19 protein-coding genes are annotated in these 21,875 nt (G+C 42.4%); 10 read left to right on the top strand and 9 right to left on the bottom strand.

From position 1 onward, the window contains the following. The first annotated feature begins 597 nt into the window (after positions 1-597). The 3 genes from JZ784_RS03795 to JZ784_RS03785 all read left to right on the top strand — a co-directional run bounded on the left by JZ784_RS03795 (position 598) and on the right by JZ784_RS03785 (position 4,079). A complete protein-coding gene (locus JZ784_RS03795; protein WP_130144567.1) occupies positions 598-1,098 on the top strand; it encodes a Dps family protein in 501 nt (166 codons plus the stop codon). Between the two features lie 1,097 nt (positions 1,099-2,195). Then, the gene (locus JZ784_RS03790) at positions 2,196-2,777 is read left to right on the top strand and encodes a TetR/AcrR family transcriptional regulator (RefSeq protein WP_346313863.1); all 582 of its coding nucleotides are present in this window, start codon (positions 2,196-2,198) and stop codon (positions 2,775-2,777) included. Between the two features lie 108 nt (positions 2,778-2,885). Further along, a complete protein-coding gene (locus JZ784_RS03785) occupies positions 2,886-4,079 on the top strand; it encodes an MFS transporter (RefSeq protein ID WP_346313862.1) in 1,194 nt (397 codons plus the stop codon). A 203-nt stretch (positions 4,080-4,282) separates the two neighbouring features. On the opposite strand, the gene JZ784_RS03780 is transcribed toward JZ784_RS03785, so the two are convergent. The 4 genes from JZ784_RS03780 to JZ784_RS03765 form a co-directional block, all read right to left on the bottom strand. Next, positions 4,283-4,699 carry a heme-binding protein gene (locus JZ784_RS03780; protein ID WP_346313861.1) on the bottom strand — a complete coding sequence of 139 codons (417 nt, stop codon included), beginning with the start codon at positions 4,697-4,699 and terminating at the stop codon, positions 4,283-4,285. An 87-nt stretch (positions 4,700-4,786) separates the two neighbouring features. Continuing rightward, the gene (gene hemL / locus JZ784_RS03775; protein ID WP_346313860.1) at positions 4,787-6,091 is read right to left on the bottom strand and encodes a glutamate-1-semialdehyde 2,1-aminomutase; all 1,305 of its coding nucleotides are present in this window, start codon (positions 6,089-6,091) and stop codon (positions 4,787-4,789) included. A gap of 41 nt (positions 6,092-6,132) precedes the next feature. Then, positions 6,133-6,753, bottom strand: a complete 621-nt coding sequence (thiE, locus tag JZ784_RS03770) for a thiamine phosphate synthase (RefSeq protein WP_005010544.1) — start codon at positions 6,751-6,753, stop codon at positions 6,133-6,135. Positions 6,754-7,388: 635 nt separating this feature from the next. Next, positions 7,389-7,772 carry a DUF962 domain-containing protein gene (locus JZ784_RS03765; protein WP_346313859.1) on the bottom strand — a complete coding sequence of 128 codons (384 nt, stop codon included), beginning with the start codon at positions 7,770-7,772 and terminating at the stop codon, positions 7,389-7,391. Between the two features lie 317 nt (positions 7,773-8,089). On the opposite strand from JZ784_RS03765, the gene JZ784_RS03760 reads away from it, so the two are divergent. Continuing rightward, positions 8,090-9,550 (top strand): CYTH domain-containing protein, encoded by a 1,461-nt coding sequence (locus JZ784_RS03760; protein ID WP_346313858.1) that lies wholly within the window; start codon positions 8,090-8,092, stop codon positions 9,548-9,550. A gap of 146 nt (positions 9,551-9,696) precedes the next feature. Beyond that, entirely contained in the window at positions 9,697-11,145 is a 1,449-nt protein-coding gene (locus JZ784_RS03755) for a CYTH and CHAD domain-containing protein (RefSeq protein WP_346313857.1), read from the top strand. Positions 11,146-11,241: 96 nt separating this feature from the next. On the opposite strand, the gene JZ784_RS03750 is transcribed toward JZ784_RS03755, so the two are convergent. Beyond that, the gene (locus JZ784_RS03750) at positions 11,242-11,874 is read right to left on the bottom strand and encodes a hypothetical protein (RefSeq protein WP_346313856.1); all 633 of its coding nucleotides are present in this window, start codon (positions 11,872-11,874) and stop codon (positions 11,242-11,244) included. Between the two features lie 108 nt (positions 11,875-11,982). Between JZ784_RS03750 and JZ784_RS03745 the strand changes: the two genes are divergently transcribed. After that, positions 11,983-12,378, top strand: coding sequence for a DUF3144 domain-containing protein (locus tag JZ784_RS03745; RefSeq protein WP_005010560.1), 396 nt, complete (start codon positions 11,983-11,985; stop codon positions 12,376-12,378). A 204-nt stretch (positions 12,379-12,582) separates the two neighbouring features. Then, the gene (locus JZ784_RS03740; protein ID WP_346313855.1) at positions 12,583-13,647 is read left to right on the top strand and encodes an amidohydrolase family protein; all 1,065 of its coding nucleotides are present in this window, start codon (positions 12,583-12,585) and stop codon (positions 13,645-13,647) included. A gap of 132 nt (positions 13,648-13,779) precedes the next feature. Here the strand turns inward: JZ784_RS03740 and JZ784_RS03735 are convergent, their stop codons facing one another. From JZ784_RS03735 to JZ784_RS03725, 3 genes are all read right to left on the bottom strand, one after another. Next, a complete protein-coding gene (locus JZ784_RS03735; protein WP_346313854.1) occupies positions 13,780-16,548 on the bottom strand; it encodes a pitrilysin family protein in 2,769 nt (922 codons plus the stop codon). 282 nt (positions 16,549-16,830) lie between these two features. Next, positions 16,831-17,664, bottom strand: a complete 834-nt coding sequence (locus JZ784_RS03730) for a PhzF family phenazine biosynthesis protein (RefSeq protein ID WP_346313853.1) — start codon at positions 17,662-17,664, stop codon at positions 16,831-16,833. 112 nt (positions 17,665-17,776) lie between these two features. After that, positions 17,777-19,165, bottom strand: coding sequence for an L-cystine transporter (locus JZ784_RS03725; protein ID WP_346313852.1), 1,389 nt, complete (start codon positions 19,163-19,165; stop codon positions 17,777-17,779). Positions 19,166-19,404: 239 nt separating this feature from the next. Here JZ784_RS03725 and JZ784_RS03720 point away from each other — a divergent pair, with 239 nt between their 5' ends. Both JZ784_RS03720 and gloB read left to right on the top strand, forming a co-directional pair. Then, positions 19,405-19,989, top strand: coding sequence for a flavin reductase family protein (locus tag JZ784_RS03720; RefSeq protein ID WP_346313851.1), 585 nt, complete (start codon positions 19,405-19,407; stop codon positions 19,987-19,989). Between the two features lie 141 nt (positions 19,990-20,130). Further along, positions 20,131-20,862 (top strand): hydroxyacylglutathione hydrolase, encoded by a 732-nt coding sequence (gene gloB, locus JZ784_RS03715; RefSeq protein ID WP_346313850.1) that lies wholly within the window; start codon positions 20,131-20,133, stop codon positions 20,860-20,862. Between the two features lie 55 nt (positions 20,863-20,917). Here the strand turns inward: gloB and JZ784_RS03710 are convergent, their stop codons facing one another. Then, positions 20,918-21,190 (bottom strand): hypothetical protein, encoded by a 273-nt coding sequence (locus tag JZ784_RS03710; protein ID WP_346313849.1) that lies wholly within the window; start codon positions 21,188-21,190, stop codon positions 20,918-20,920. 432 nt (positions 21,191-21,622) lie between these two features. Here JZ784_RS03710 and JZ784_RS03705 point away from each other — a divergent pair, with 432 nt between their 5' ends. Continuing rightward, on the top strand, positions 21,623-21,826 hold the full coding sequence (locus JZ784_RS03705; RefSeq protein WP_005010578.1) for a hypothetical protein: 204 nt from the start codon (positions 21,623-21,625) through the stop codon (positions 21,824-21,826). Positions 21,827-21,875 lie beyond the last annotated feature (49 nt).

Here is a 21,875-nt window from a genome sequence, read left to right as displayed (position 1 = left end):
AAAGTTGCATGCTTTAATAAATCTTCAGAGCTGATATTTGCCCAATTTGCGCGCCATAATCCCGTCAAGCTGACCATTGCTGCGGAGTCTAATCCGTACTGCCGCAAATTTACTGAAAGAACGGTTTCAATAAATGGAGAACCCGATCTTTGAGCAAAATCATTAAGGCATGCAATACGCTCACTGACATCTAATAAATGGAGACTGTAATGATAAAAGAGACCATCATAGACCAGAGATTTTGATTGGTGAGAATAATAAAGACACTTTGATTGGGTTATTCCCCCCTGAGCTATATATAAAAGATTTCATGTTAACCAGATGATCAAAAGCCCCTTAAATAATCGATTCCCAAAAAGTTGGACGGTTTGATTAAGCTGCTTGAAAGAACTGTGTTCTTTAAATTTAACCTTGGTTTTTTAATGGCTGTAATATTGGTTTACTTTTCAAGTAACATTATTGCTGTTTAATAGCTATTGCTTTTATTTTCGGTTGAATTATATTCTGATAGACGAGGTTTTAGATGCAACCCGTTTTTTATCAAAAATCTTTAAATAATATATAAATATCATTAACTTAATATTCAGGAAATCAATTATGACTCCCCCTAATAAAGAAGTAAAAGCAATGAAAATTGATATTGGTATTTCGCACAATGATCGAGAAAAAATTGTCGCAGGATTATCTAAGTTACTTGCTGATAGCTATACTTTGTATCTAATGACACATAATTTTCACTGGAATGTTACTGGACCGCAATTCAACAGTTTACATACCATGTTTATGGATCAGTATACTGAACAATGGAATGCTTTAGATACAATAGCTGAGCGTATTAGAGCCTTGGGATTTCCTGCCCCTGGAACATACAAACAGTTTGTTAAATTGACTGCAATTCAGGAAGTTGAGGGTGTCCCAAAAGCAGAAGAAATGGTTAGCTTATTGGTGAATGCACACGAAACTGTTGCAAAAACAGCCAGAGGAATTTTCCCAATTGTCGATGAAGTTAATGATCAGCCTACAGCAGACCTAATTACACAACGACTTGAAATACATGAGAAAACTGCGTGGATGTTAAGAAGCACTCTAGAATATTAATAAATATGCATATAACTCTTAAATATTCTAAATATTAAAGAGTTATATCAAAATAGAGCACCATATAGATAGGTTGTGCGCAGATTTCTACATAACGTATTATGCTGATTAGATTAGCGTATCGGCATCATGAATATCATTTCACCAAGATTCATGATGTCGAGTTGTCCCCCCAACTGAACATACATAGACCACAGCCTTGTGGTCTTGGATTTAACTTAGATTTCCCCTATACAGCTTATTCAAAATAAAATTTGAGAGATAAAGTTCATCTTGCTGCTCTGCAACTGTAAGCATCTCTGTATAAAAGCGCCTTTCTACCGCCTTTATCACCAATGGCTGTTAAAGGATCAAGGACAGAAATACTCTGAGCGGTATTTACCACAATACTAAATACGCTGTTCTTTCATGTTCTTTAGAGTCATAGACAGTATTATGCCCCCTACGGCTTTAGAGCAGCCAAAGCTGCTAGGGCTTTCTCTTATGTTGATTCATCTTGGTGTTCAAGCTATTCATTAAACAGATCTATCAAGACTTATGATGTTGGCAGATGAGCAATTTTAGACAATAAAAAAGCCCAACATCCTGTTGGGCTTTTTTACATATCTGTTACCTTGGTATAACTCCTGTCGTACCTTCGTCCTTGTTCTTTGCTTTCTTATTCTTGTCTGGAGCATCCTGCACTCTATATCTCAATGATAGGAAATCAGTGTGAGATCGTATAGCGGCAAAGGGCGGGAATTGTTGTAAGCCAATGCGTACAAGGCTGATCACTTTTCCCTCTAAGAGTTGTCCGCAGAAATTGAAGGATAGTTTGAGCCATGGATAGGTTAATAATGCACAACAAAGCATTAATTCAATTAAATATTGTTCTCTTTTTATGGCTGAATATATCAAAATCACCCATAAAAACCCGATTTGTTTCTAAATCGGGTTTTTGCGGTTTTTCCAAGTCGGTCAAAAAATTTTAACCTCATGAAAAAAAACAATATTTTAAATTTTCGTTTCGTATAGCAACCTTATGTTAAATGGATGTAGTTTGACACATCAGAATACATTGTATAAATTAACAGGAACGATTGTTCCAGTATAAATTTATGCGTATTAAAGAATTTGATCCAGAAAAAGTTACTGAGTCTGCTATGGACGTCTTTTGGCGTAAAGGTTTTGCGGCTACTTCTATTCAGGATCTGGTTGAAGAGACTGGTTTATCACGTAGTAGTTTATATAGTACGTTTAAAAATAAAGAGGAATTGTACCAAAAAGCTCTACACCATTATCAAATCAAAACAAAAGCTAATATTGAATTATTATCCAGTCCAGGTTCAGTAAAAGATTTAATTAGCCAACTTTTATTTCAAATTATTAAAGATGAATTAACAGATTCACAGCATCGTGGCTGTCTAATTGCTAATGCTAGCCTAGAACTAGCAGGACAGGATGAAAAAATTGCTAAAACAGTAATTTATAACTTTGAAAGACTAAAAAAAGCATTGGAAAGCTTAATCATGAGAGGGCAAGAAAGTGGTGAAATTTCTATACATCATTCACCGCTCGCACTAGCTCTTTTTTTTGTGAATACAATTCAAGGGATAAGAGTTTTAAGTAAGGGCTGTACTGAAGAAACTCGTCAAGAATATCTGACTAATGTCGCTAAAGTTGCTTTAAATATATTGTAATAATTATTAATCGATCCTTAGCTAATATCGATGATAGCTAAGGATTTTATTTATCACATACTGGAATGATCATTCCCTTATAAATAAAAGTCTAGAGATATTTTCTATATGAACAGCGCCAATACCTTCCCAACAGAGCACTTACCAATTGGGAAATTACTAGCATTCACACTTGCTGGATTTATTACAATTATGACTGAAATTATCCCAGCAGGTTTATTGCCTTTGATAAGTAAGGACTTAGGTATTTCAGAGTCTTTAGCGGGACAATTAATTTCAGTTTATGCATTAGGATCTGTCGTTGCAGCAATCCCTATCGTTTCTGCAACACGCAGTTGGTCAAGAAAATCACTATTCTTATTAGCAATTAGTGGCTTATTTATTTTTAATAGTCTTACAGCGATATCCTCAAACTATATCGTCATATTATTTCTAAGGTTTTTCGCAGGTATGTCTGCTGGAGTTATATGGGGAATTTTAGCTGGTTATGCTCGCAATATGGTATCTGGCAATCTACAAGGCAGAGCTATGGCGATCGTTGGCGTTGGTCAACCGATTGCTTTATGCATGGGAGTGCCTATAGCAACATGGCTAGGGAGTATGTTTGATTGGCGTGGCGTTTTCTTTATGATTTCTAGCTTAGCTTTGTGTTTAATCATTTGGGTACAAACAAAGTTACCTAATATCCAAGGGCAGTCAGTTGATAAAAAAACATCGGTAAAGGAAGTTTTCTACTATCCTGGAATACGTTCAATTTTAGCTGTTATTTTTTTATGGATATTTGCTCATAATATTTTGTATACCTTTATTGCTCCTTATCTTAGTTCAGCCCATCTCAATGAGTCCCTTGATTTTATACTGTTAGTATTCGGTTTATCTTCAATTTTAGGTATTTGGATTACAGGTGTTTTTATTGATAAAGCATTAAGAAAATTAGTTTTAATTAATTTATTAGGTTTTGCTTTTGCCTCTATTTTTATAGGGCTGTTTAGTGGTCACACTTTGATGGTCATAATAGGTATAGCCTTATGGGGAGTTACCTTCGGCGGTGCTCCAACACTATTGCAAACGGCTATTGCAGATACTTCAGGGAATAATGTCGATATTGCTCAGTCTATGTTAGTGACTGTTTTTAACTTAGCTGTTGCAGGTGGCGGTATTGCAGGTGGAATTCTTCTCAAAGAAATAGGCATCAGTTCTTTTTTTGTCAGCATGACCTTTTTATCCTTGATTGGGCTATTTATTGTATTTTCAGCACATAAAAATGGCTTTAAATCAGGTTCTCGACTTAGTATTGAATAAAACGCGATACTTATTAAGTATTTTTAAAATTACCATAATGCGCCTTATACGAATTACTTGAAGTTTTTCTATAAGCATCAATATTTTATATGAGACCATGATGGGGTTCAGCGCACTATCATGGTTTTTTTGTGACTATTCACGTTCCGCGCCTATTATTTTTTACCTTAGGAATGCTTTATACATTCCTAAACATCAAACCGTTAATGCACTTGCACTAAAAACTTTTCAATCGCCTGCTGTGCAATGTCAGCATCCTGAAAAGACTTCACGCCAGATACACCTACTGCCCCAACCAGCTGACCGTCATACACAATTGGTTCTCCGCCTTCCAGCATGCCATTAAAGGTCTTCATGGTTAGAAAGCCCATCTGCCCGCCTTTAATCAAATCTTCAAACAGCTTTGACGGACGTTTACTCATCGCAGAACATTTGGCTTTTTCTAAGCATAAATTTGCTGTCATGGGTGAAGCGCCATCCATACGTTTCATTGCCAGCAAATTACCGGTTTCATCTGTAACCGCAATGCTGACATTAAAGCTGTTTTCAATTGCATATTGATGCGCCTGATTCAGCAAAAACTCAGCGTCTGCAAGTGTTAGATAATGTTTGGTTTTCATTGGCTCATTCCCTGTGCATTTATTTGCAAATTCATATAAAAAAGCCCGCAATATTATGCGGGCTTTTAGTGTACTGGATTTCAGCGCTTATGCATTTTTCATTTCAGCAAAAGTTTCTTTCGCCATTTCAATGGTAAATGCAATATCTTCATCACTGTGCGCGCTAGAGAAGAAACCGGCTTCAAAAGCGGACGGCGCCAAGTTTACGCCGCGTTGCAGCATGCCATGGAAGAACTTGCGGAAAGCATCGACGTCACATTTTAAAATGGCATCAAAACTGGTAATTTCTTCTTGATCGGTAAAATAAAGCCCAAACATGCCGCCCACTTGCTGGGTAAAAAATGGAATGCCCGCTTCATCCGCTGCAGACTGTAAGCCTGCCAGCAAGCCTGCCAATTTTTCAGTCAGGGTTTCATAGAAGCCCGGCTGACGCAGATGCTTAAACATTTCAATGCCGGCACGCATTGCCAATGGATTGCCCGACAATGTGCCTGCTTGATACACCTTGCCTAAAGGCGCAATGCATTCCATCACTTCACGCTTGCCGCCAAATGCGCCAACCGGCAAACCTGCACCAATAATTTTACCCAGCGTGGTTAAATCAGGTGTCACGCCATAATGCGCCTGCGCACCGCCAAGACCTACACGGAAACCCGTCATTACTTCATCAATAATGAACACTGAACCATGTTCATCACAGACATCACGAATGGCTTGCAAAAAACCTTCAATCGGTTTCACTAAATTCATGTTGCCTGCAACAGGTTCTACAATCACGCCTGCAATTTCAGAGCCGAATTTTGCAAAGCACTCTTTTAACATTGCAATATCGTTATACGGCAGCGTTAAAGTATGCTTGGCAAAATCTGCCGGAACGCCCGCAGATGTCGCTTCGCCTTCACCACTGGTCAGCAAGCCAGAACCCGCTTTCACTAAAAGCGAGTCTGAATGGCCGTGATAACAGCCTTCAAATTTCACAATCTTGTCACGGCCTGTATAGCCGCGCGCCAGGCGGATCGCGGTCATGGTGGCTTCTGTGCCTGAATTGGTCATTCGCACCAATTCAATTGACGGCATAATTTCACAGATAATATCCGCCAGAGTCGTTTCATGCACGGTTGGCGCGCCAAAACTTAAACCATCGACCGCGGCTTCTTGAACAGCCTTAATAATGTCTGGCTGGGCGTGGCCTAAAATCATGGGCCCCCATGAACCCACATAATCCACATAGCGTTTACCGTCTACATCATACAAGTATGCGCCTTGCGCTTTTTCAATAAATACTGGCGTACCGCCCACGCCGTTGAACGCACGTACAGGTGAGTTCACACCGCCAGGAATATGCTTGCTGGCTTGTTTAAACAGCTGTTCTTGCTTTGGAGATAAGCTCATGAAATGTCTCAACTAAAAATAAAGCCGCATCAAAAAAAAGCTTACGCTTTTGATGCAAATAAATCAGACCACTCTTCGATTCGTGCAGGAACTGCGGACATTGACCGGTTCAATATATCACTAATCACGGCACAAAGGTCAGCACCCGCTTCAATCACATCACCTGAATTTTCAACGGTTAAACCGCCAATCGCGCAAATTGGCACGTTAAATTTTGCTTTGGCTTGCTTTAACGTTTCTATACCGATATTGCCCGCTTCCGGCTTGGTATCTGTAGCATAAATTGCACCAAACGCCACATATGTCGCGCCTTGTGCAATGGCCTGTTCCGCAAGCTCTACCGAATTATTGCAGCTGCTGCCAATCAGCACATTTTTTGGCAACCGCGCCGCCGCTTCTGCAACTGAGCCGTCTTCTTGCCCTAGATGCACTCCCACGCCATAGTGCACTGCCGCTTCAAGATCATCATTGATGACAAAAGGCACTTTATATTGCGCACATAGATGTTTCATGTACTCAATTTCATAGGCCTGATTTTCTTTAGGCACTTTTTTCCGGCGGTACTGCAATACTGCAACATCATAGGTCGCCATAGCCCCTTCAAGCTTAGCTAGAAGCAATTCAATAGGATCATCATTGGTAATTAGATATAAACCGCGCATACAACATTCACATCAATTAAATTTTTCCTATTATAGGCAAAGCGTGAATAATATTAAGCAGTTCTCATGTGAAATATTGTTTAAACCCGCTGCAGACAATGCTGAACAAATAAAATTACGGCCAGAAAGTTATGTAATGCCAATTTTAAAGTGAAAAATACCAAATTCTGGGGATAGCCTTGCTTTGGGTTAATTGTAAAATGACAGATATAGCGATAAAAAAATAAACTTAATAATTATAAATCACACCGCGCAAGATTAGGCCTTTTAATGATTTAAGATAAACGCATGGGGAGCGTAAATCATTAAAAGGCCTACCCTATTTCCAGAAAATCAAAACTTCTTAAAAAAACCAAAACCTTATAATAAAAAAAGCCTAGAGAAAGGTCGCTCTAGGCTTGGAAAGCATTGATCTTGCAAATGCTGTTCATCTTTTTCAAATATCAATCTTAATATTATTAGAACAATTACTTAAAAAATGCAATATTAAAATCTGAACAAAATTCAAGTTATTGATTCAGCAATAAATATATGCACATTTTTTAATCAGATGTCTGCAAACTCTGCATAATTATAACCGTCATACAGAATCCGCCATGAATTTCTCCATGGCTGCCCGCTTAGGTAGTTGAAATTCAGCTTTCAATTTTATCTCGACTGCGGTCTGCCAAACTCAAATTGCCGCAAAGCACATCTGCAAGCATGCGCCAGTCAGATATAAAGCTGTAGATTGGCTGTTTAAAACTGGCAGGCTTATTCTTTTCAAATACAAAATGCCCTATCCATGCACAGGCATAGCCTGAAACCAAGCCATAAACAAAATATTTAGCTTTGCGCTGGCGTACAGCCTTGGAAAAAAAATACAGCCCAATCGTGCTGCCAGCCACATGCAAGCGCCTGCTCATAATATTGCGGTGCTCGGAGAGATAAAAACGGTAAAAATCTGAATAGTTGCGGATTGGCAATTCAAAATACGGTTCTGATGAGGGCTCAATTGAAACTGGCGCTTGGACATTCATTTTTCGCATCTTCCTGATGATTTTCAATCACCATAGCGCAAATTTCAAGCAATGGAAAGCCAGTACAGCTGGAGCGCAAATATTTATTGCATGGCTGTTTCATTGCCCTATGCTTGCGTGTTTTTCAGAAAATTGGTGCTAATCTCTGTTCAATTAAGCACTTTAGCACCGCGTCAAGTCTTACATGCATTTTGTTTTTGGTTAAAATCAAAAGCTAAAAAATGACATATGCATATTGCTGCAGGCATTTGATCAAGTGCTCAAAGCGCTGCGCCGATTAAATTGCCGACATAGATCTTATCAATTAGGACATAAACATGGTTGAGGTTGAATTGAAATTTCAAATTCCCGAAGCGCGCCGCACCGCGTTGCTGAAGGCGCTTGATCCAAAAAAATCACAGCAGATTCAACTGAAAGCTAAATATTACGATACGCCTGACCGATTAATGGCTCAAAAACATGCCGCTCTGCGTCAACGCTTGGAAGGCAGCCGCTGGATTCAAACTTTAAAAGCAGCCGGCAAAAGCCACATTGAACGCTTTGAACATAATGTAGATCTGGGTGAATCAGAACAAGCCCCCGAACTGAATCTGGCAGTTTATGCACAGCACGCCGAGGCTCAAGCGGTACTGCAGAATGCTTTAGGCAATCAGCAGGATCAGCTCACCCTGCAATTTGAAACCGATATCGCCCGTACTTTACGGGTTATTCAGTATCAAGATGCAGAAATTGAAGTCAGCTTAGATATCGGTTGCATCCGTACCGGGCACGCGGAACAGGAAGTGCATGAAATTGAGTTTGAACTGAAAAGCGGATCTATTCAGTCTTTATTGGCGTTTAGTTTTGAATGGGTTAAAAAATATCAGCTGTGGCTGGATGTGCGCAGCAAAGCCGAGCTTGGCAATTTATTAGTGATGCATCAGGCAGCCAGCCCTGCTACAAAGGCTAAAGAATTTGTACTGAGCAAAAAAGAAGCGGCCAATAAAAACTTACGGCAGCTGGTTGGCCAGCAGCTGCAGCACTTATTGCCAAATATTGCAGCAATGTCCGCGCAAACAGCTGCGCAAGAACATGTTGCAGAAGCGCAACTGGCGCTGCAGCATTTGCAGCTGACTATTTCATTGCTGAAAGACTGGAACAGCGATATCTCCGATAAATGGGGATATCAGCTGGAAGCATTTGAACAGCAGTTCGAGCAATTGCATCATTTCGAACATATGCAAAATACGCTGGGCGCTTTTTTACAGAACCGGACCACCTCTGAAAATTTAGCCAAAGATATTTTATATGCTCAAGAAAAACTGCATAACTTGGTCAAGTCGACACTGAATGTGCATCACTATTTAGAACTGCTGATGTTCAGTTTAAATCCGCAAGACCAGCCGCAGCAGCATGATTTAAAATGGTTTGCGCAAAACACCCTGCAAAGCCAATATAAAGCGCTGCAAGACAGTTTAAATGATGCAGATATTGCCAATTTTGAGAGTTTGGATGTGCTGGCAGCCAAAATTAAGGAGCTGAAATTCAGCTTTCCGATTTTGACATCCATTTATGATGTCAAAAATCTGCAAAAATACAGCAAGGCCTTGAATGATGCGCAATTGGCTGCCAAGGAATATCAGGTTTTAGCCTCATCAGCAGCCTATATCCAGCAAACTGAGCTGGAAGCCAGCGACTGGTTTGTATTGGGCTGGCTGACGGCAAAGCAGGAAGTTTATGCGCAAAAACTGTTAGAAGCGACAGAACAATTTTTGGTGAGCCGTAAATTTATGAAATAGCTTCGGCTGAAAGAACCGTCCAGATGCAATGCGGGCTACCGCACACCCGCATTGCATCAATTTGTATATTTTTCAACCGCTTTGTTTTATAGTCAATACTCAAGATGTAATGCTGCTTTTAACTTACTGGGAAAGGTTGTTTTGCAATGTCCGAGATTGAACTTAAATTCCAAATTCCTCAGGCTAAACTGAAAGCCTTAAGCCGCTATGTGCAGCAGCAGAATCCTGAGCGCCTGCAGCTGCATGCCAAATATTTTGATACTGCAGATTTATATTTACAGCAGCACCAGATTTCATTGCGCCAGCGCCTAGAAAATGAAAAATGGCTGCAGACCTTGAAAGCGCCTAAAAATAATATCGAACGGATTGAAATTGAAACCGAACTGAATCCGCATGAATCCAATTCAATCGGCTTAGAGCCCTATCTTCAGGAAAAGAGCCTGCAAGCCGTACTTTTGCCTGCCCTGCAATCACCATTATCTGTTCAATTTGAAACACAAATTCAGCGTCAGCAGATCCTGCAGCCATTCAATGGCAGTGAAATTGAAATTGCTTTTGACCAAGGCCAAATCACAGCCAATGATCACGCCCTTCAGATTCATGAAATCGAATTTGAACTCAAGCAAGGCAATATACGCGATTTGATTCAAGCTATTCTGCCGTGGATCAAAAAATATCACGTCTGGCTGGACAGCAGCAGTAAAGCGCTTAAAGGGCAAATGCTGCAGCAGTCGTGTTCAGCAGCGCTAGTTCAGTATCAATCTGCCCTTAAACTGAATGCAGCAGATGACTGCGATACAGCCCTGAAGAAAATCACCGCCAATTGCCTGGAACACCTGCTGCCAAATTCCAGCGCAATCGCTTCAGGTCAATTCAGTTCAGAGCATGTGCATCAAACCCGCGTTGCCATACGGCGCCTGCGCAGCGCGCTGAAAACCTTTGCTTTTGAATCGCCTGCGGTATCTAAAGCGGCCCTTTGGCAGCAAAAGCTGGCTGATTTGTTTCGGCAGTTTGGCACTACCCGCGACCGTGATGCCTTGTCTGAAAGCTTCATGCCCCAGTTAATTGCCGCTGGTTCACCGATTGTGCAATTGCCGCTGCTTCAAGAAACTGAAACTGTAAATATCCCTGATATATTTCAAACACCAGCAACAACGCTGCTTTTACTGGAGCTGATTGAATTTGCCTATTCACCGCCTCAGAAAAGTCCAAAACTCAAAAAACCGCTGAACAAACGGCTCCATAAAATGCATGCGCATATTTGCCGTGCGCAAACGCAATTTGCGCACATGCAGGATGCAGAAAAACACCGGTTGCGCAAACGGGTAAAAACACTGCGTTATAGTGTGGAGTTTGCATCCTCACTCTATTCCAAAACCAAGGTGAAAACCTATTTAAAGGCCCTTAAACCATTGCAGGATAACTTAGGACGCTTTAATGACTTGTCTGTCGCGTATTCATTATTTGAAAAAAATACACAGCAGCAGCCTGAAGCATGGTTTGTTCTCGGCTGGATCACAGCTGAAAAACAGCAGCTTGAAAAGCATATTGTTAAAAGTTTGAAACGCTTTAACCAAGCGCAGCCCTTTTGGTAAATGTGCAGATGCATTTTCCGAATAAATCCGAAACATCAGGCCGGCTTCATTTACGCTATTCACTCTCACTCATGCACATCTGAAATGAATTAATGATTAACGGTATTTGCCAAAAACTTTCCAAGTATGATTGTCGGCCAAGGGATCGCTATAACTGTCATTACGCTGCTTGCGCGGTTTATCCCGAGCATCGACCAGCTGGAAATCATTTTCGACACTCAGCACAATGCCATTCACATAAAACCGTGTGCGGGTATATTCGCTCTGCCCAAACTGAAAAACATAAGTGCGCAAGTCGATAAATTCACGGTGCGCAACCAAGGCCGCTGTATCATCTGCGTCCAGCCAGTGATGCATGGCGGAAATTTCCTGAGGCTCAAACTGCCCGCATTTTTCCACTAAGCTTGCAATGCCGCGAAACGTTTTTGACTCTTTGGCGCGGGTTTTATTAATCCGGATACGGTCTACATGAAAATAAAATAACGGTAAATTTAAATGGCTCGGCAAATGAATGGCGTCGATCGCTTCATCTTCCATAAAAGGCTGAAACAGCGCTTGCGCCCGCTCTATCAGCCCTTCCCATTGCTGATAATATTCATCAACTTGTTCTTTGCTGCCATAGTAAATGGGCAAGCCTTCAACATTGGCTAAATTTGCCGGCGGCCAGATATTTTGACGCAATAACGCAATGTCGCTTTTTAAACTTTGTACTGCAATTGCATCTTGCATGGCGGTTTCCAATTTGCTTAGGCTATTTTTAGATTAAGTCAATGGTTTTGTTTCTGCAAGGCTTTGCCTATAATTAACCTTTAAGATTTTAGATGTCAGGAAAAATTCATGGTTCAAAAGATTGATGCGACCGATGTAACTGAAGAAGAAGCGTTAAATGCGGCTTTCTTTGAACGTGCTGATGAATTTATTAAACTTGCAAATGAATTTAGCCGTGTAGAAAAAGGCAGCCAAGAAAAGCCTGCTGAAAAACGCGCGCAAATCAGCGCTGCTATGCTGTTTGGCACAGCCCGTTTCAACACTTGGGTAGCAGCCAACAACTTCAAAGATGGCAATGAAATGCGCGATGCCAAAGATCAAGTCATGTCATACATCTTGCAGCAATTCCAAATGATGCTGGAAGACAACTACGATGAATACTGTGAACAGTTCGAAAACTATTTGCGCTTCCGCCATAATGAAGAATTTCATGCCAACAAGCATGATCACGATCATAAGCACTGAACGCCTTGAGTTTTGACCAAGTCATTCAGTGCTGCTGAATGCATGCAAACGCATTTAAAAGCCCTTCGGGGCTTTTATTGTTTTGATTGAATATCATTCACTGCCTTCAAATACGCAGCGTTTTGTCATCTTTTTTGCAGATCCGCTGCTTTTTTATGATAAAAGTTTTGTTCAACACCACAATACTGCACATTAGGGAACGCCATGCAGCAGCTCGATTTTGGCATCATTGATGCGCACATTCACCAATGGGACCCCTACAGCACACCGCATGCGGCGGCCACCGCGATAAAACTGCTGGGCAAGCACCCCAAGCTGCTGGACAAAATGATGCGCATGGTGAAACCAAAAGATCTGATAGAAACTCTCGGACTGACCCAGCATGTCACCTCCCCCTATTTACCTTCCGATTATAAAGCGGATCTTGGCCGCTATGCGGTAGAGCAAGTTGTGCATGTTGAAGCCAGCTGGCATGACCATAAGGGCAAAGGCGTCATTGGCGAAACTGAGTTTATCTCTAAGCTGCCTTTTGCACAGGAAGGCTTGAAGCTTGGCGCAATTGTCGGCACAGCAGACCCGAGAGACAGCAGCTTTAAGAAAATTTTAAAATTGCATCAAAAAGCGTCGCCAAAATTCCGCGGCATACGCAAAATGGCGGCTGCGCATGAAGACCGTCAGATTCATGCTTGGGCTGATGAGCCGCATTTGTATAGCAATAAAAAATTCATGAAGGGTTTTGAAGCACTGGCGGCTCTGGATTTAAGCTTTGACGCATGGGTCTATTCCACCCAGCTGCCAGATTTAATCAAACTGGCTAAAGCGTTTCCTGAAACATCGATTGTATTAGATCACTTTGGCACACCTGCCGGCCTGTTTGGCCCTGTCGGCGCGCATACAGGCATCACCCAAACAGCTCGGGAAAATATTTTATTCCGCTGGCAGGATGATATCGCTGAACTGTCACGCTGTCCCAATGTCTACACTAAAATGTCCGGCTTATTTATGCCGGTATTAGGCCACGGTTTTCATAAAGAACGCCGTTTAGCCAGCAAAGATGAAGTTTTTGATTTGGCATATCCGATGATTCATCATGTGCTGAGCTGCTTTGGCAAATACCGTGTCATTTTTGCGTCCAATTTTCCTATGGACAGTGTCAGCACGTCACTGGTGAATATTATCGATGCATTCAGTGATGCCGTTGCAGCTTATGATCCAGATGCGCTTTCACACGTTTTTAGACATAATGCCAAACAGTTTTACCGTATGTAATTTTCGGCAGGCTGACTGCCGCTTCAAATGCACAAGCTATAAAACAGAAACTTCAGCAGCAGAAGTAAAAAAACTCCCAGAGCGTCAAGCTCTGGGAGTTTTTTTACTGAATGCAGTTAACATCGCATGCAATTATTTTTTATTGGGCGTTTGCGCTTTACCGTACTGATCCGCCATCACCTCGACCAGCTGATCTAGACGGATGTATTTTTTAATCGCAGCATCAACATCTGCCTTGGTTAATTTCGCAATGTCTTGATCACGCTTTTCGCGGTCAAGCAAATCACGCCCTTTTTCAAGCTGAGGAATCAGCATGCTGTGAATACGGCGTTCATCTTCCAAAGCAGTCACGCGCTTTTTCAGCATAGACGCTTTTGCAGACTCCAGCTCCTGCTCCGTCACACCCTTGTCCAATAAAGCCTGCAGCACTTTATGCACCGTCTGTGAAACTTGCGCTGATTTTCCAGCCGTATAATTTGCGCTGATCATTAAGGCGCCGGAATCTGTCCAGCTGTCAAAGTTCATATTTGCGCCAAAGCCGTAAACCAGCGCGTTTTTCTCGCGCAGCTCCTGCGCCAGCCGTGACGATAGCTGCGAATCGCCTAAAATGTGCCGGAAAACTTGCAGTGCAGGCATGTCTGCATGATCACTGCCGACAGGAACGGTTAGCAGAGCTTGATAGCTGCCGAACTCGCGCTGCTCTGACAGCGCATGCACTTTCTGCGCGCTATAGGCGGTATAGTCGTCACTTAGGCGCTCATAAGGTTCCGCTGTAGTCCAGCTGCCAAATTCAGACTTCAATAACTTTTGAATCTTTTTGGCATCAAAGTCACCTGTAATGGCAATTTGACCATGATTGGTTTTAAAGAATTGCTGATACAGCTGCTGCACCTGCTCGCGTGTCGCCGCCTGATACTGCTTTTTCACCAGTTCCGGCTCAAAGTGGTAGCGCAAATCACCCGGCTGATGCGTTTCAATTAAACGCGCCATGTTTAAAGCAGCGACCGTATCGGGCTCTGTATAGGGACGGTCTAAGCTAGACAAGCTTTGTGACTTAATCAAGTCAAACTGCGCCTGCTCAAAAACAGGAGTCTTCACCGCCTCTAAGAAATATTTAAAGAATTCTTCAAATTTGTCTTTTTTGGCAGAAATTTGAATAGTGAAACCATTGCCGCTGGCGCTGACACTGGCTGAACCGCCTGATTCAATAATCTTGTCCGCAATCTGCTGCAAGCTCTTGCCTTCCGATGCGCGGAACAGCAAATAAGCGGTCAAATCCAAAGTCACATCTTTATTCATCAGCGACTCTGCCGTGCCAAAATCCAAAGCAATCGAGGCATAGGTTTTGTCGTCACGCGTCGTTGTCGGGTACAGCGCATATTGAATGCCATTTTTAAGCTTGCCGCGCTGAATCTGTTTTTCTTTCTGCTCTAGGTATGTTTTTGACTGCTGAACATATTGCTTCACTTCCTCTTTATAAGCACTGGCATCTTTCAGCGGCTCTTCTGCAGCATCCTGCTGACCCAGTGTTTTAGCGGGCTGAGCTTTTTTCTGCTCCATTGCCTTTTTCTGATCTTCCGGTGTCGGCAGAATATTCCCGCTAATACGGTATTCAGGCTTTAAAAAGGCTTTATAAGTTTGATTCACCTCGGCTGGCGTCAGCTTTTGAATATCCTCTAAATCTTTAAAATAACGCGTCCAGTCGCCATTATACGCCGCATAATAATCACTGAGGCGGGAACCTAATGCCGCTGCATTATTTTTAATGCTGTCGGCCTGATTTCGGGTCATGCTTTTTACCCGATTCAGCTCTGTCTCATCAAAGGCTTTGCTCTGCTCTACCCCTTGATTCAACTGGGCCTGAACTTTGGCGGCATCATGATTGGGCGCATACACAGCGCCTAAAAAGACTAAGTTAAAATCCTTATCCAGCCACGTTGATGCCGCAACACCTGTCGCTAAACCAGTTTCTACGATACTTTGATATAGATGGCCGCTGGGCTGCAGCGTATAAAGCGCGGGGGATACTGACAGCGCAGGCACAATGGCCTGATCTGCGCCATTCAGATAAATATTGAATTTGGCAAAATCACTGCCTTTTTGCACACTGAACTGGCGCTGTTTGATCTTGCTGCCATCCAGTTTAGGCACAACCGCTTGCGCAGGCACAGCGCGTGATGCGATTGGGCTGAATTGCGCATCAATTTGCTTCAGCACTGCAGCTTTATCAAACTTGCCGGAAAGCACCATGACCGCATTATTTGGCACATACCACGCACGGTAGAACTGATTCAGCTCCTGCATGTTAATAGACTGCAGTTCTTTCAGATCGCCGATGGGCAAACGGCCCAAGTGCTGATTGCCATATGCGCTTTTAAACACCTGATCCATCAACACGGCAAAAGGCTGGTCTAAACGCACTTCACGTTCCCGCTTCACAATCGAAATTTCAGACGGAACATATTTTTCCTGCAGCACCAGTTTATCCATGCGCTCCGCTTCAAGATGAATCACTTCATTCAAAGCCGCCTGTTCTGGGCGCACAATATTGGTATATTTCGTCGAATAATAGTCTGTGCTGGCATTAGTCATTAAGGTGTACTGATCCAGTCTGCGCTGAAACTCATCGCCTTTGACATTCTGCGTGCCCTTAAAAGCCAAATGCTCCAGCAAATGCGCCAAGCCGCCTTTGCCTTGCGGATCATTCAATGAACCAGTCTTATAAACCGTGTTCATAAAAATTTTATTTTCTTTATTATTCTGTGCCAGAATAATACGAAAACCGTTGTCTAATTTATATTCTTCAATATCCTGTTCGGTTTTAACCAAAACAGGCTGCGCAAAAATTGCTGAGCTGCAGCCAAGAAAAAAAAGTGAGAGAGTAAGCTGTTTAAAACGCATGGATAAAATCTTTCCAATCAAGTCTATTAATTTGTAATGCTGTTTATTTTAGAGAATGATTCTCATTATATACAGGATTTTTTTAAATCTGCCGTATTTTTAATACATTTGCCAGATGAATCCAGCACACATCAAGCTATCAAGCTATCAAGCTATCAAGCTATCAAGCTATCAAGCTATCAAGCTATCAAGCTATCAAGCTATCAAGCTATCAAGCTATCAAGCTATCAAGCTATCAAGCTATCAAGCAAAATTGGATGCCTGCTTAAGCTTTAGCGAAAGCTAGTAATCTGTAAAAATTTCTGCCTGCATGTACAGCTTGGCATAGCCCGAAATTTCGATACGGTCATTTTCCAAAATGCGGCAATACAGCTCACCGCCCCGCGCCGAAGCCTGATACGCAGTAAGTTCTTTTTTACCCAGTTTATCGGCCCAAATCGGGACAATCCCTGTATGAATAGAACCGGTCACTGGGTCTTCATTAATGCCGTTGCCAGGAGCAAAATAGCGGGATACACAATCATACTGCTGATTGCCCGATGTAATTGCAACATCCACACAAACATCGCCATCTGAAGCGGTAATGGCTGTACGGATGCGGCCTAACTGTTTCAGCAATTCAAAATCAGGCTGCTCATCCAAAACATCCTGAACACTTTCATATTCCACAATATAAGCTTGGGCATTCAAATACACTTGCTTAAAGGGTTTAGTCAAAGCTTGCCTTAAAAGATCGGGATATTCCGTTACTGCCTGCGCCCGGCGCATGGGGAAATTCATCTGAATTTGGCCGTCATCTGCCTGCTCTACAGTAAAGATGCCCAATTTTTTAACGTGAAACTGAATCGTTTGAGCATCGGTAAAATCTTTAAAAATGACATGGCTGCTGGCCAATGTCGCATGCCCGCAAAAATCGACTTCTGTCGTGGGGGTGAACCAGCGGATTTCATAATTCAACGAATCCAGCATTTTCACAAATGCTGTTTCAGAGAGGTTATTTTCCAAAGCAATATTCTGCATGGCTGCTTCATCCAGCCAATGATCCAATACAATTACCGCTGCTGGATTGCCTTTAAACAGCTGCTTGGTGAATGCATCGACCTGATACATTTTCATCTGTGCTTTTCCCTGATTGATCACTGATTTTTCATCATCTTTGATATGTATGTAAAAAAGCCAACACGAATGCATTGGCTTTTAAATTTAACCTTATAGTCAGATTGTGTCTTTAAACGTGTGTTAAATCTACATCTTCTTGATTGAAAATTGTTTTATTCGTTTGCCCCAGCAGCTGGCTGGTCACTGTGCCTGCCGTCATCGACCCGCTGACATTCAGCGCAGTCCGCCCCATATCAATCAAAGGCTCAATCGAAATCAGCAGCGCCACCAAAGTCACTGGCAAGCCCATGATGGGCAGGACAATTAAAGCCGCAAAAGTCGCTCCGCCGCCCACACCTGCAACACCAATTGAACTGAGTGTCACCACACAGATTAAAGTCAGTATCCATAATGGGTCTAAAGGATTGATGCCAACCGTCGGCGCGACCATCACGGCCAGCATCGCTGGATACAGCCCTGCGCAGCCATTTTGACCAATGGTGGTGCCAAATGACGCAGAAAAGCTGGCGATTGACTCTGGCACGCCAATACGGCGGGTTTGCGCTTCAATATTTAAGGGGATGCTGGCTGCACTGGAACGGCTGGTAAAAGCAAAGGCCAAAACCGGCATGACTTTTTTAAAGAATTTAAAAGGATTCATGCCTGTAAGCGCCAAAATAACCGCATGCACCGCAAACATAATAGCAAGGCCAATATAAGACGCGACCAAGAACCCGCCAAGATTCAGAATATCCGCCAAATTTGAACTGGCGACCACTTTGGTAATTAAAGCAAATACACCATATGGCGTTAGCAGCATGACAATCCGCACCAGCTTCATCACCCAGCCTTGCAGCGTTTCAATGGCAGTTAATACACGGCGCCCTTTTTCAGGTTCTTCATTGATGAGCTTAATCCCTGCTATCCCCAGCATCACCGCAAAAATCACCACACTGATGATGGATGTCGGGTTCGCGCCTGTCAGTTCAGCAAAAGGATTGCTTGGAATAAATGACAGCACCAAATCCGGCACGCTTAAATCTGCAACTTTTGAAATATATTCCGTGTTCAGCTGGTTTAAACGTGCGGTTTCTTGAGTGCCCTGCACCAAACCGGCAGCGCTTAAGCCAAATAAGTTGGTTACCATCACCCCGACAAAAGCGGCAATAAAAGTAGTCAGCAGCAGTGTGCCGATACTTAAAATACTGATTTTGCCTAATGAGCTGGCATCATGCAGCCTAATAACCGCCCCTAAAATGGAAATAAACACCAGCGGCATCACCACCATCTGCAGCAGCTTGACATAACCATTGCCGACAATATTGAACCACTGTATCGAGTCTTTTAAAATATCAGGCGAACTGCTGTAAACGGCATGCAGTCCTAAACCAAAAATCACACCTAGCCCTAAACCGGCAAAAACTTTCTTTGACAGGCTCCATTGGGTTTTATGCATCTGCGCAAGCAACAACAAGAGTGCAATAAATACTGCGATATTCAGCATTATTGGTGTATTCATGAGCTTTCCTTTAAATTTCTAGCTCTATTATACGCTTTCAGCTCAACGTTGCCCAAGGGCACACATTCAGCCGGCCACAGCTATTTTGTGTTTATGACCCGCCTCTTGATGATATCTTCGTCAGCTTCATGTTTATGCGCAGTGCAGAATTACAAGCTTTGCAGTCCCTGCTTGATGGTTTAAGCTTCAATCAGCGTTCCCTCAGTTTATTAAATCCATTTAGATTTCAGGTTCACTGCATGCTTACACATCTTCTTCCCGTTGAATTAGAAAAATCATACCGCCTGCTTAATCATGGGCCAACAGTGCTAGTTTCGGCTCAGGATCATGAACATACCGATGTCATGACAGCTGCTTGGGCCTGCGCGCTGGAGTTCAGCCCCGCTAAAGTCACAGTCGTGCTGGATAAAAGCACAAAAACTCGAGAAATTATTGAAAATTCAGGATACTTCGCCCTTCAAGTTCCCACGCTCAAACAGCTGAAAATGGTGTATGCCTTAGGCATGATCAGCCTCAAAGATGCACCTGAGAAACTGCGCCATTCTGGGGCTGAGCTGTTTAAATTCCCTCATTTCAATATTCCTGTTGTCGCGGGCTGCGCCGCCTGGCTTCTATGCGAGCTTATTCCAGAACCGCATAATCAGCAGACGCATGATTTATTTATTGGCAAAGTCATTGGCGCTTATGCCGACAACAGGGTTTTCAGGGATGGCCATTGGCACTATCAGGATGCCGCAAATGAATGGAAAAGCCTGCATCATGTGGCTGGCGGGCATTTTTACACCATCGGCGATGCCGTCAGCGTTTACACGGATCAAGAATAAAGCGGATTCAGCAAAATGCCGATGCCGTACAGTTTCCGTATTTTTTAATATTAACTCCCGCAAATATTCAATTTTTGCAGTATTAGCAATGCGCTTTACATGATAAGTTGAATTTATGCAAAAAATTAAGAAGTAAGCCCCATGTCTTTTAAAATTCACTGCATAGATGTTAAAAATGCGCTTCAAAATTACATCTGGCTTTTAGAACATGAAGATTCTCAAGATGTTATTGCCATCGACCCGACAGAAGCGGGCTTGGTTGAACAATACTGCCAAGCACATCAGCTGAACTTAGCGCAAATTTGGCTGACACACTGGCACAAAGACCATGTTGGCGGCGTGCCGGAGCTGATCAGTGAGCGCAATATACCTGTTTATGGCCCGCGGGATGAATTATCTAAAATTCCGTTTATCACTCACCCCTTGGCAGATGAAGACCATTTTGAATTTCACGGCTTAAAGATCGATATTATCGCTGTTCCAGGCCATACCCTAGGGCATATTGTGTATTTTATTGATGCTTTAGATGTACTGTTCTGCGGTGATACACTGTTTGCAATGGGCTGCGGGCGCGTCTTTGAAGGAACCCATCCGCAAATGTTCCACTCATTAAACCGGCTGGCTGCCCTGCCGCCGCGGACCAAAGTCTATTGCACGCATGAATACACATTGTCCAATGCGCAGTTTGCACTGCATGCAGAGCCTCACAATATGGCCATCAGAGAGCGTTTTGATCGTGTTGAAGCGCTGCGCATGCTGGGACAGTGCACCCTGCCCAGCACAATTGAATTAGAACTTGAAACCAATCCTTTTCTCCGAGCGGACAATGCAGAAGAGTTTCAGCGCTTAAGAGAAATGAAAGATCAGTTCTAAGAAAAAAGACTCGGGCTTTAAGCAATATCCAAGTACTAAAACTCGAATTTTTCTATCATAAAATTTGATTTGTTTCAGCGAATGCATCCAGTTCCGCCTGTGTCACCACACGAACTGCATGCATTTCATCCACACGGACCAAAAGCAGCCCGCCCAATGCCGGCTGATAACGGCGCGCACTGCCAAATGGCGTATAGGCGACCTTCGATTCAGCAGAAAAAATCAGCCAGTCTTCATGGCCCAGCATCACCGCGGCTGGATCTTGATCATTTTGCGTCATTCTGTCAATTTGATTGGCAACGAATTGTTCAATGGTTTCAGACCGCATGACTATTTCCCCTCTTCGGTTTGGCTTTACTTGCAAACTCAAATATACAGCGCAAAAAATCCTGCATCATGCTGAAAGAATGATGCCTTAATCAGAGGCCGCATTTTAGCGCTAACTACATACTTTATTCTTTTATCGCGTTTTGATTTTGATCAGCTGTATGATTTACATTCAGATTTAATACAGCATAACCTTGAAGAATATATTTTTTATTGCATTTAAGTTTATTTTATCAATGCAATCATAATTAGTTACACTCTATAAAATTGATTATAAATTATATATTTAATTTAAAACCCTTATCATTTTAACCAATTTTATTGTTTATTTATTCAGCAAAAAAATGTAATTTTATAAAAAGTTCCATTTTGCCCTTTAAAAAATATTTAACCATCCCTATTAAATATTTATCAATGAATAAGGAGTTCTCTCGTGAAAAAAGTGGTTAAAGCAAAAAATCTGATCGCATTTCGTCTTTGGCTTGAAAAATTAGGCTATAACGTCCGCAGCTTAGCAGACAACCGCGGCTTCTCATTCAGTTTTAAAAAAGAATACGGCTTAGTCACCTGTGACCTCTCCGGCAATGCTTTGGCCATGCAGCTGGGCGAAGAATTTGAGGATCACTTAAAAGCATAATTCATCTGCCAATTTTTGATCGAGAAAAATGGATTTTTCGAACCTAGGC

Origin of the sequence: Acinetobacter sp. CWB-B33 (genome assembly GCF_039655955.1) — a bacterium.
Taxonomy (GTDB): domain Bacteria; phylum Pseudomonadota; class Gammaproteobacteria; order Pseudomonadales; family Moraxellaceae; genus Acinetobacter; species Acinetobacter bouvetii.
The sequence above is the reverse complement of the archived record's forward strand: the minus strand, read 5'-3'. Positions and strand labels throughout refer to the sequence as shown.

Bases quoted from the DNA above. Each gene is read 5' to 3' on its own strand.
- JZ784_RS03795 (WP_130144567.1), top strand. From the start codon at position 598: ATGACTCCCCCTAATAAAGAAGTAAAAGCAATGAAAATTGATATTGGT.
- JZ784_RS03790 (WP_346313863.1), top strand. From the start codon at position 2,196: ATGCGTATTAAAGAATTTGATCCAGAAAAAGTTACTGAGTCTGCTATG.
- JZ784_RS03785 (WP_346313862.1), top strand. From the start codon at position 2,886: ATGAACAGCGCCAATACCTTCCCAACAGAGCACTTACCAATTGGGAAA.
- JZ784_RS03780 (WP_346313861.1), bottom strand. From the start codon at position 4,699: ATGAAAACCAAACATTATCTAACACTTGCAGACGCTGAGTTTTTGCTG.
- hemL (WP_346313860.1), bottom strand. From the start codon at position 6,091: ATGAGCTTATCTCCAAAGCAAGAACAGCTGTTTAAACAAGCCAGCAAG.
- thiE (WP_005010544.1), bottom strand. From the start codon at position 6,753: ATGCGCGGTTTATATCTAATTACCAATGATGATCCTATTGAATTGCTT.
- JZ784_RS03765 (WP_346313859.1), bottom strand. From the start codon at position 7,772: ATGAATGTCCAAGCGCCAGTTTCAATTGAGCCCTCATCAGAACCGTAT.
- JZ784_RS03760 (WP_346313858.1), top strand. From the start codon at position 8,090: ATGGTTGAGGTTGAATTGAAATTTCAAATTCCCGAAGCGCGCCGCACC.
- JZ784_RS03755 (WP_346313857.1), top strand. From the start codon at position 9,697: ATGTCCGAGATTGAACTTAAATTCCAAATTCCTCAGGCTAAACTGAAA.
- JZ784_RS03750 (WP_346313856.1), bottom strand. From the start codon at position 11,874: ATGCAAGATGCAATTGCAGTACAAAGTTTAAAAAGCGACATTGCGTTA.
- JZ784_RS03745 (WP_005010560.1), top strand. From the start codon at position 11,983: ATGGTTCAAAAGATTGATGCGACCGATGTAACTGAAGAAGAAGCGTTA.
- JZ784_RS03740 (WP_346313855.1), top strand. From the start codon at position 12,583: ATGCAGCAGCTCGATTTTGGCATCATTGATGCGCACATTCACCAATGG.
- JZ784_RS03735 (WP_346313854.1), bottom strand. From the start codon at position 16,548: ATGCGTTTTAAACAGCTTACTCTCTCACTTTTTTTTCTTGGCTGCAGC.
- JZ784_RS03730 (WP_346313853.1), bottom strand. From the start codon at position 17,664: ATGAAAATGTATCAGGTCGATGCATTCACCAAGCAGCTGTTTAAAGGC.
- JZ784_RS03725 (WP_346313852.1), bottom strand. From the start codon at position 19,165: ATGAATACACCAATAATGCTGAATATCGCAGTATTTATTGCACTCTTG.
- JZ784_RS03720 (WP_346313851.1), top strand. From the start codon at position 19,405: ATGCTTACACATCTTCTTCCCGTTGAATTAGAAAAATCATACCGCCTG.
- gloB (WP_346313850.1), top strand. From the start codon at position 20,131: ATGTCTTTTAAAATTCACTGCATAGATGTTAAAAATGCGCTTCAAAAT.
- JZ784_RS03710 (WP_346313849.1), bottom strand. From the start codon at position 21,190: ATGCGGTCTGAAACCATTGAACAATTCGTTGCCAATCAAATTGACAGA.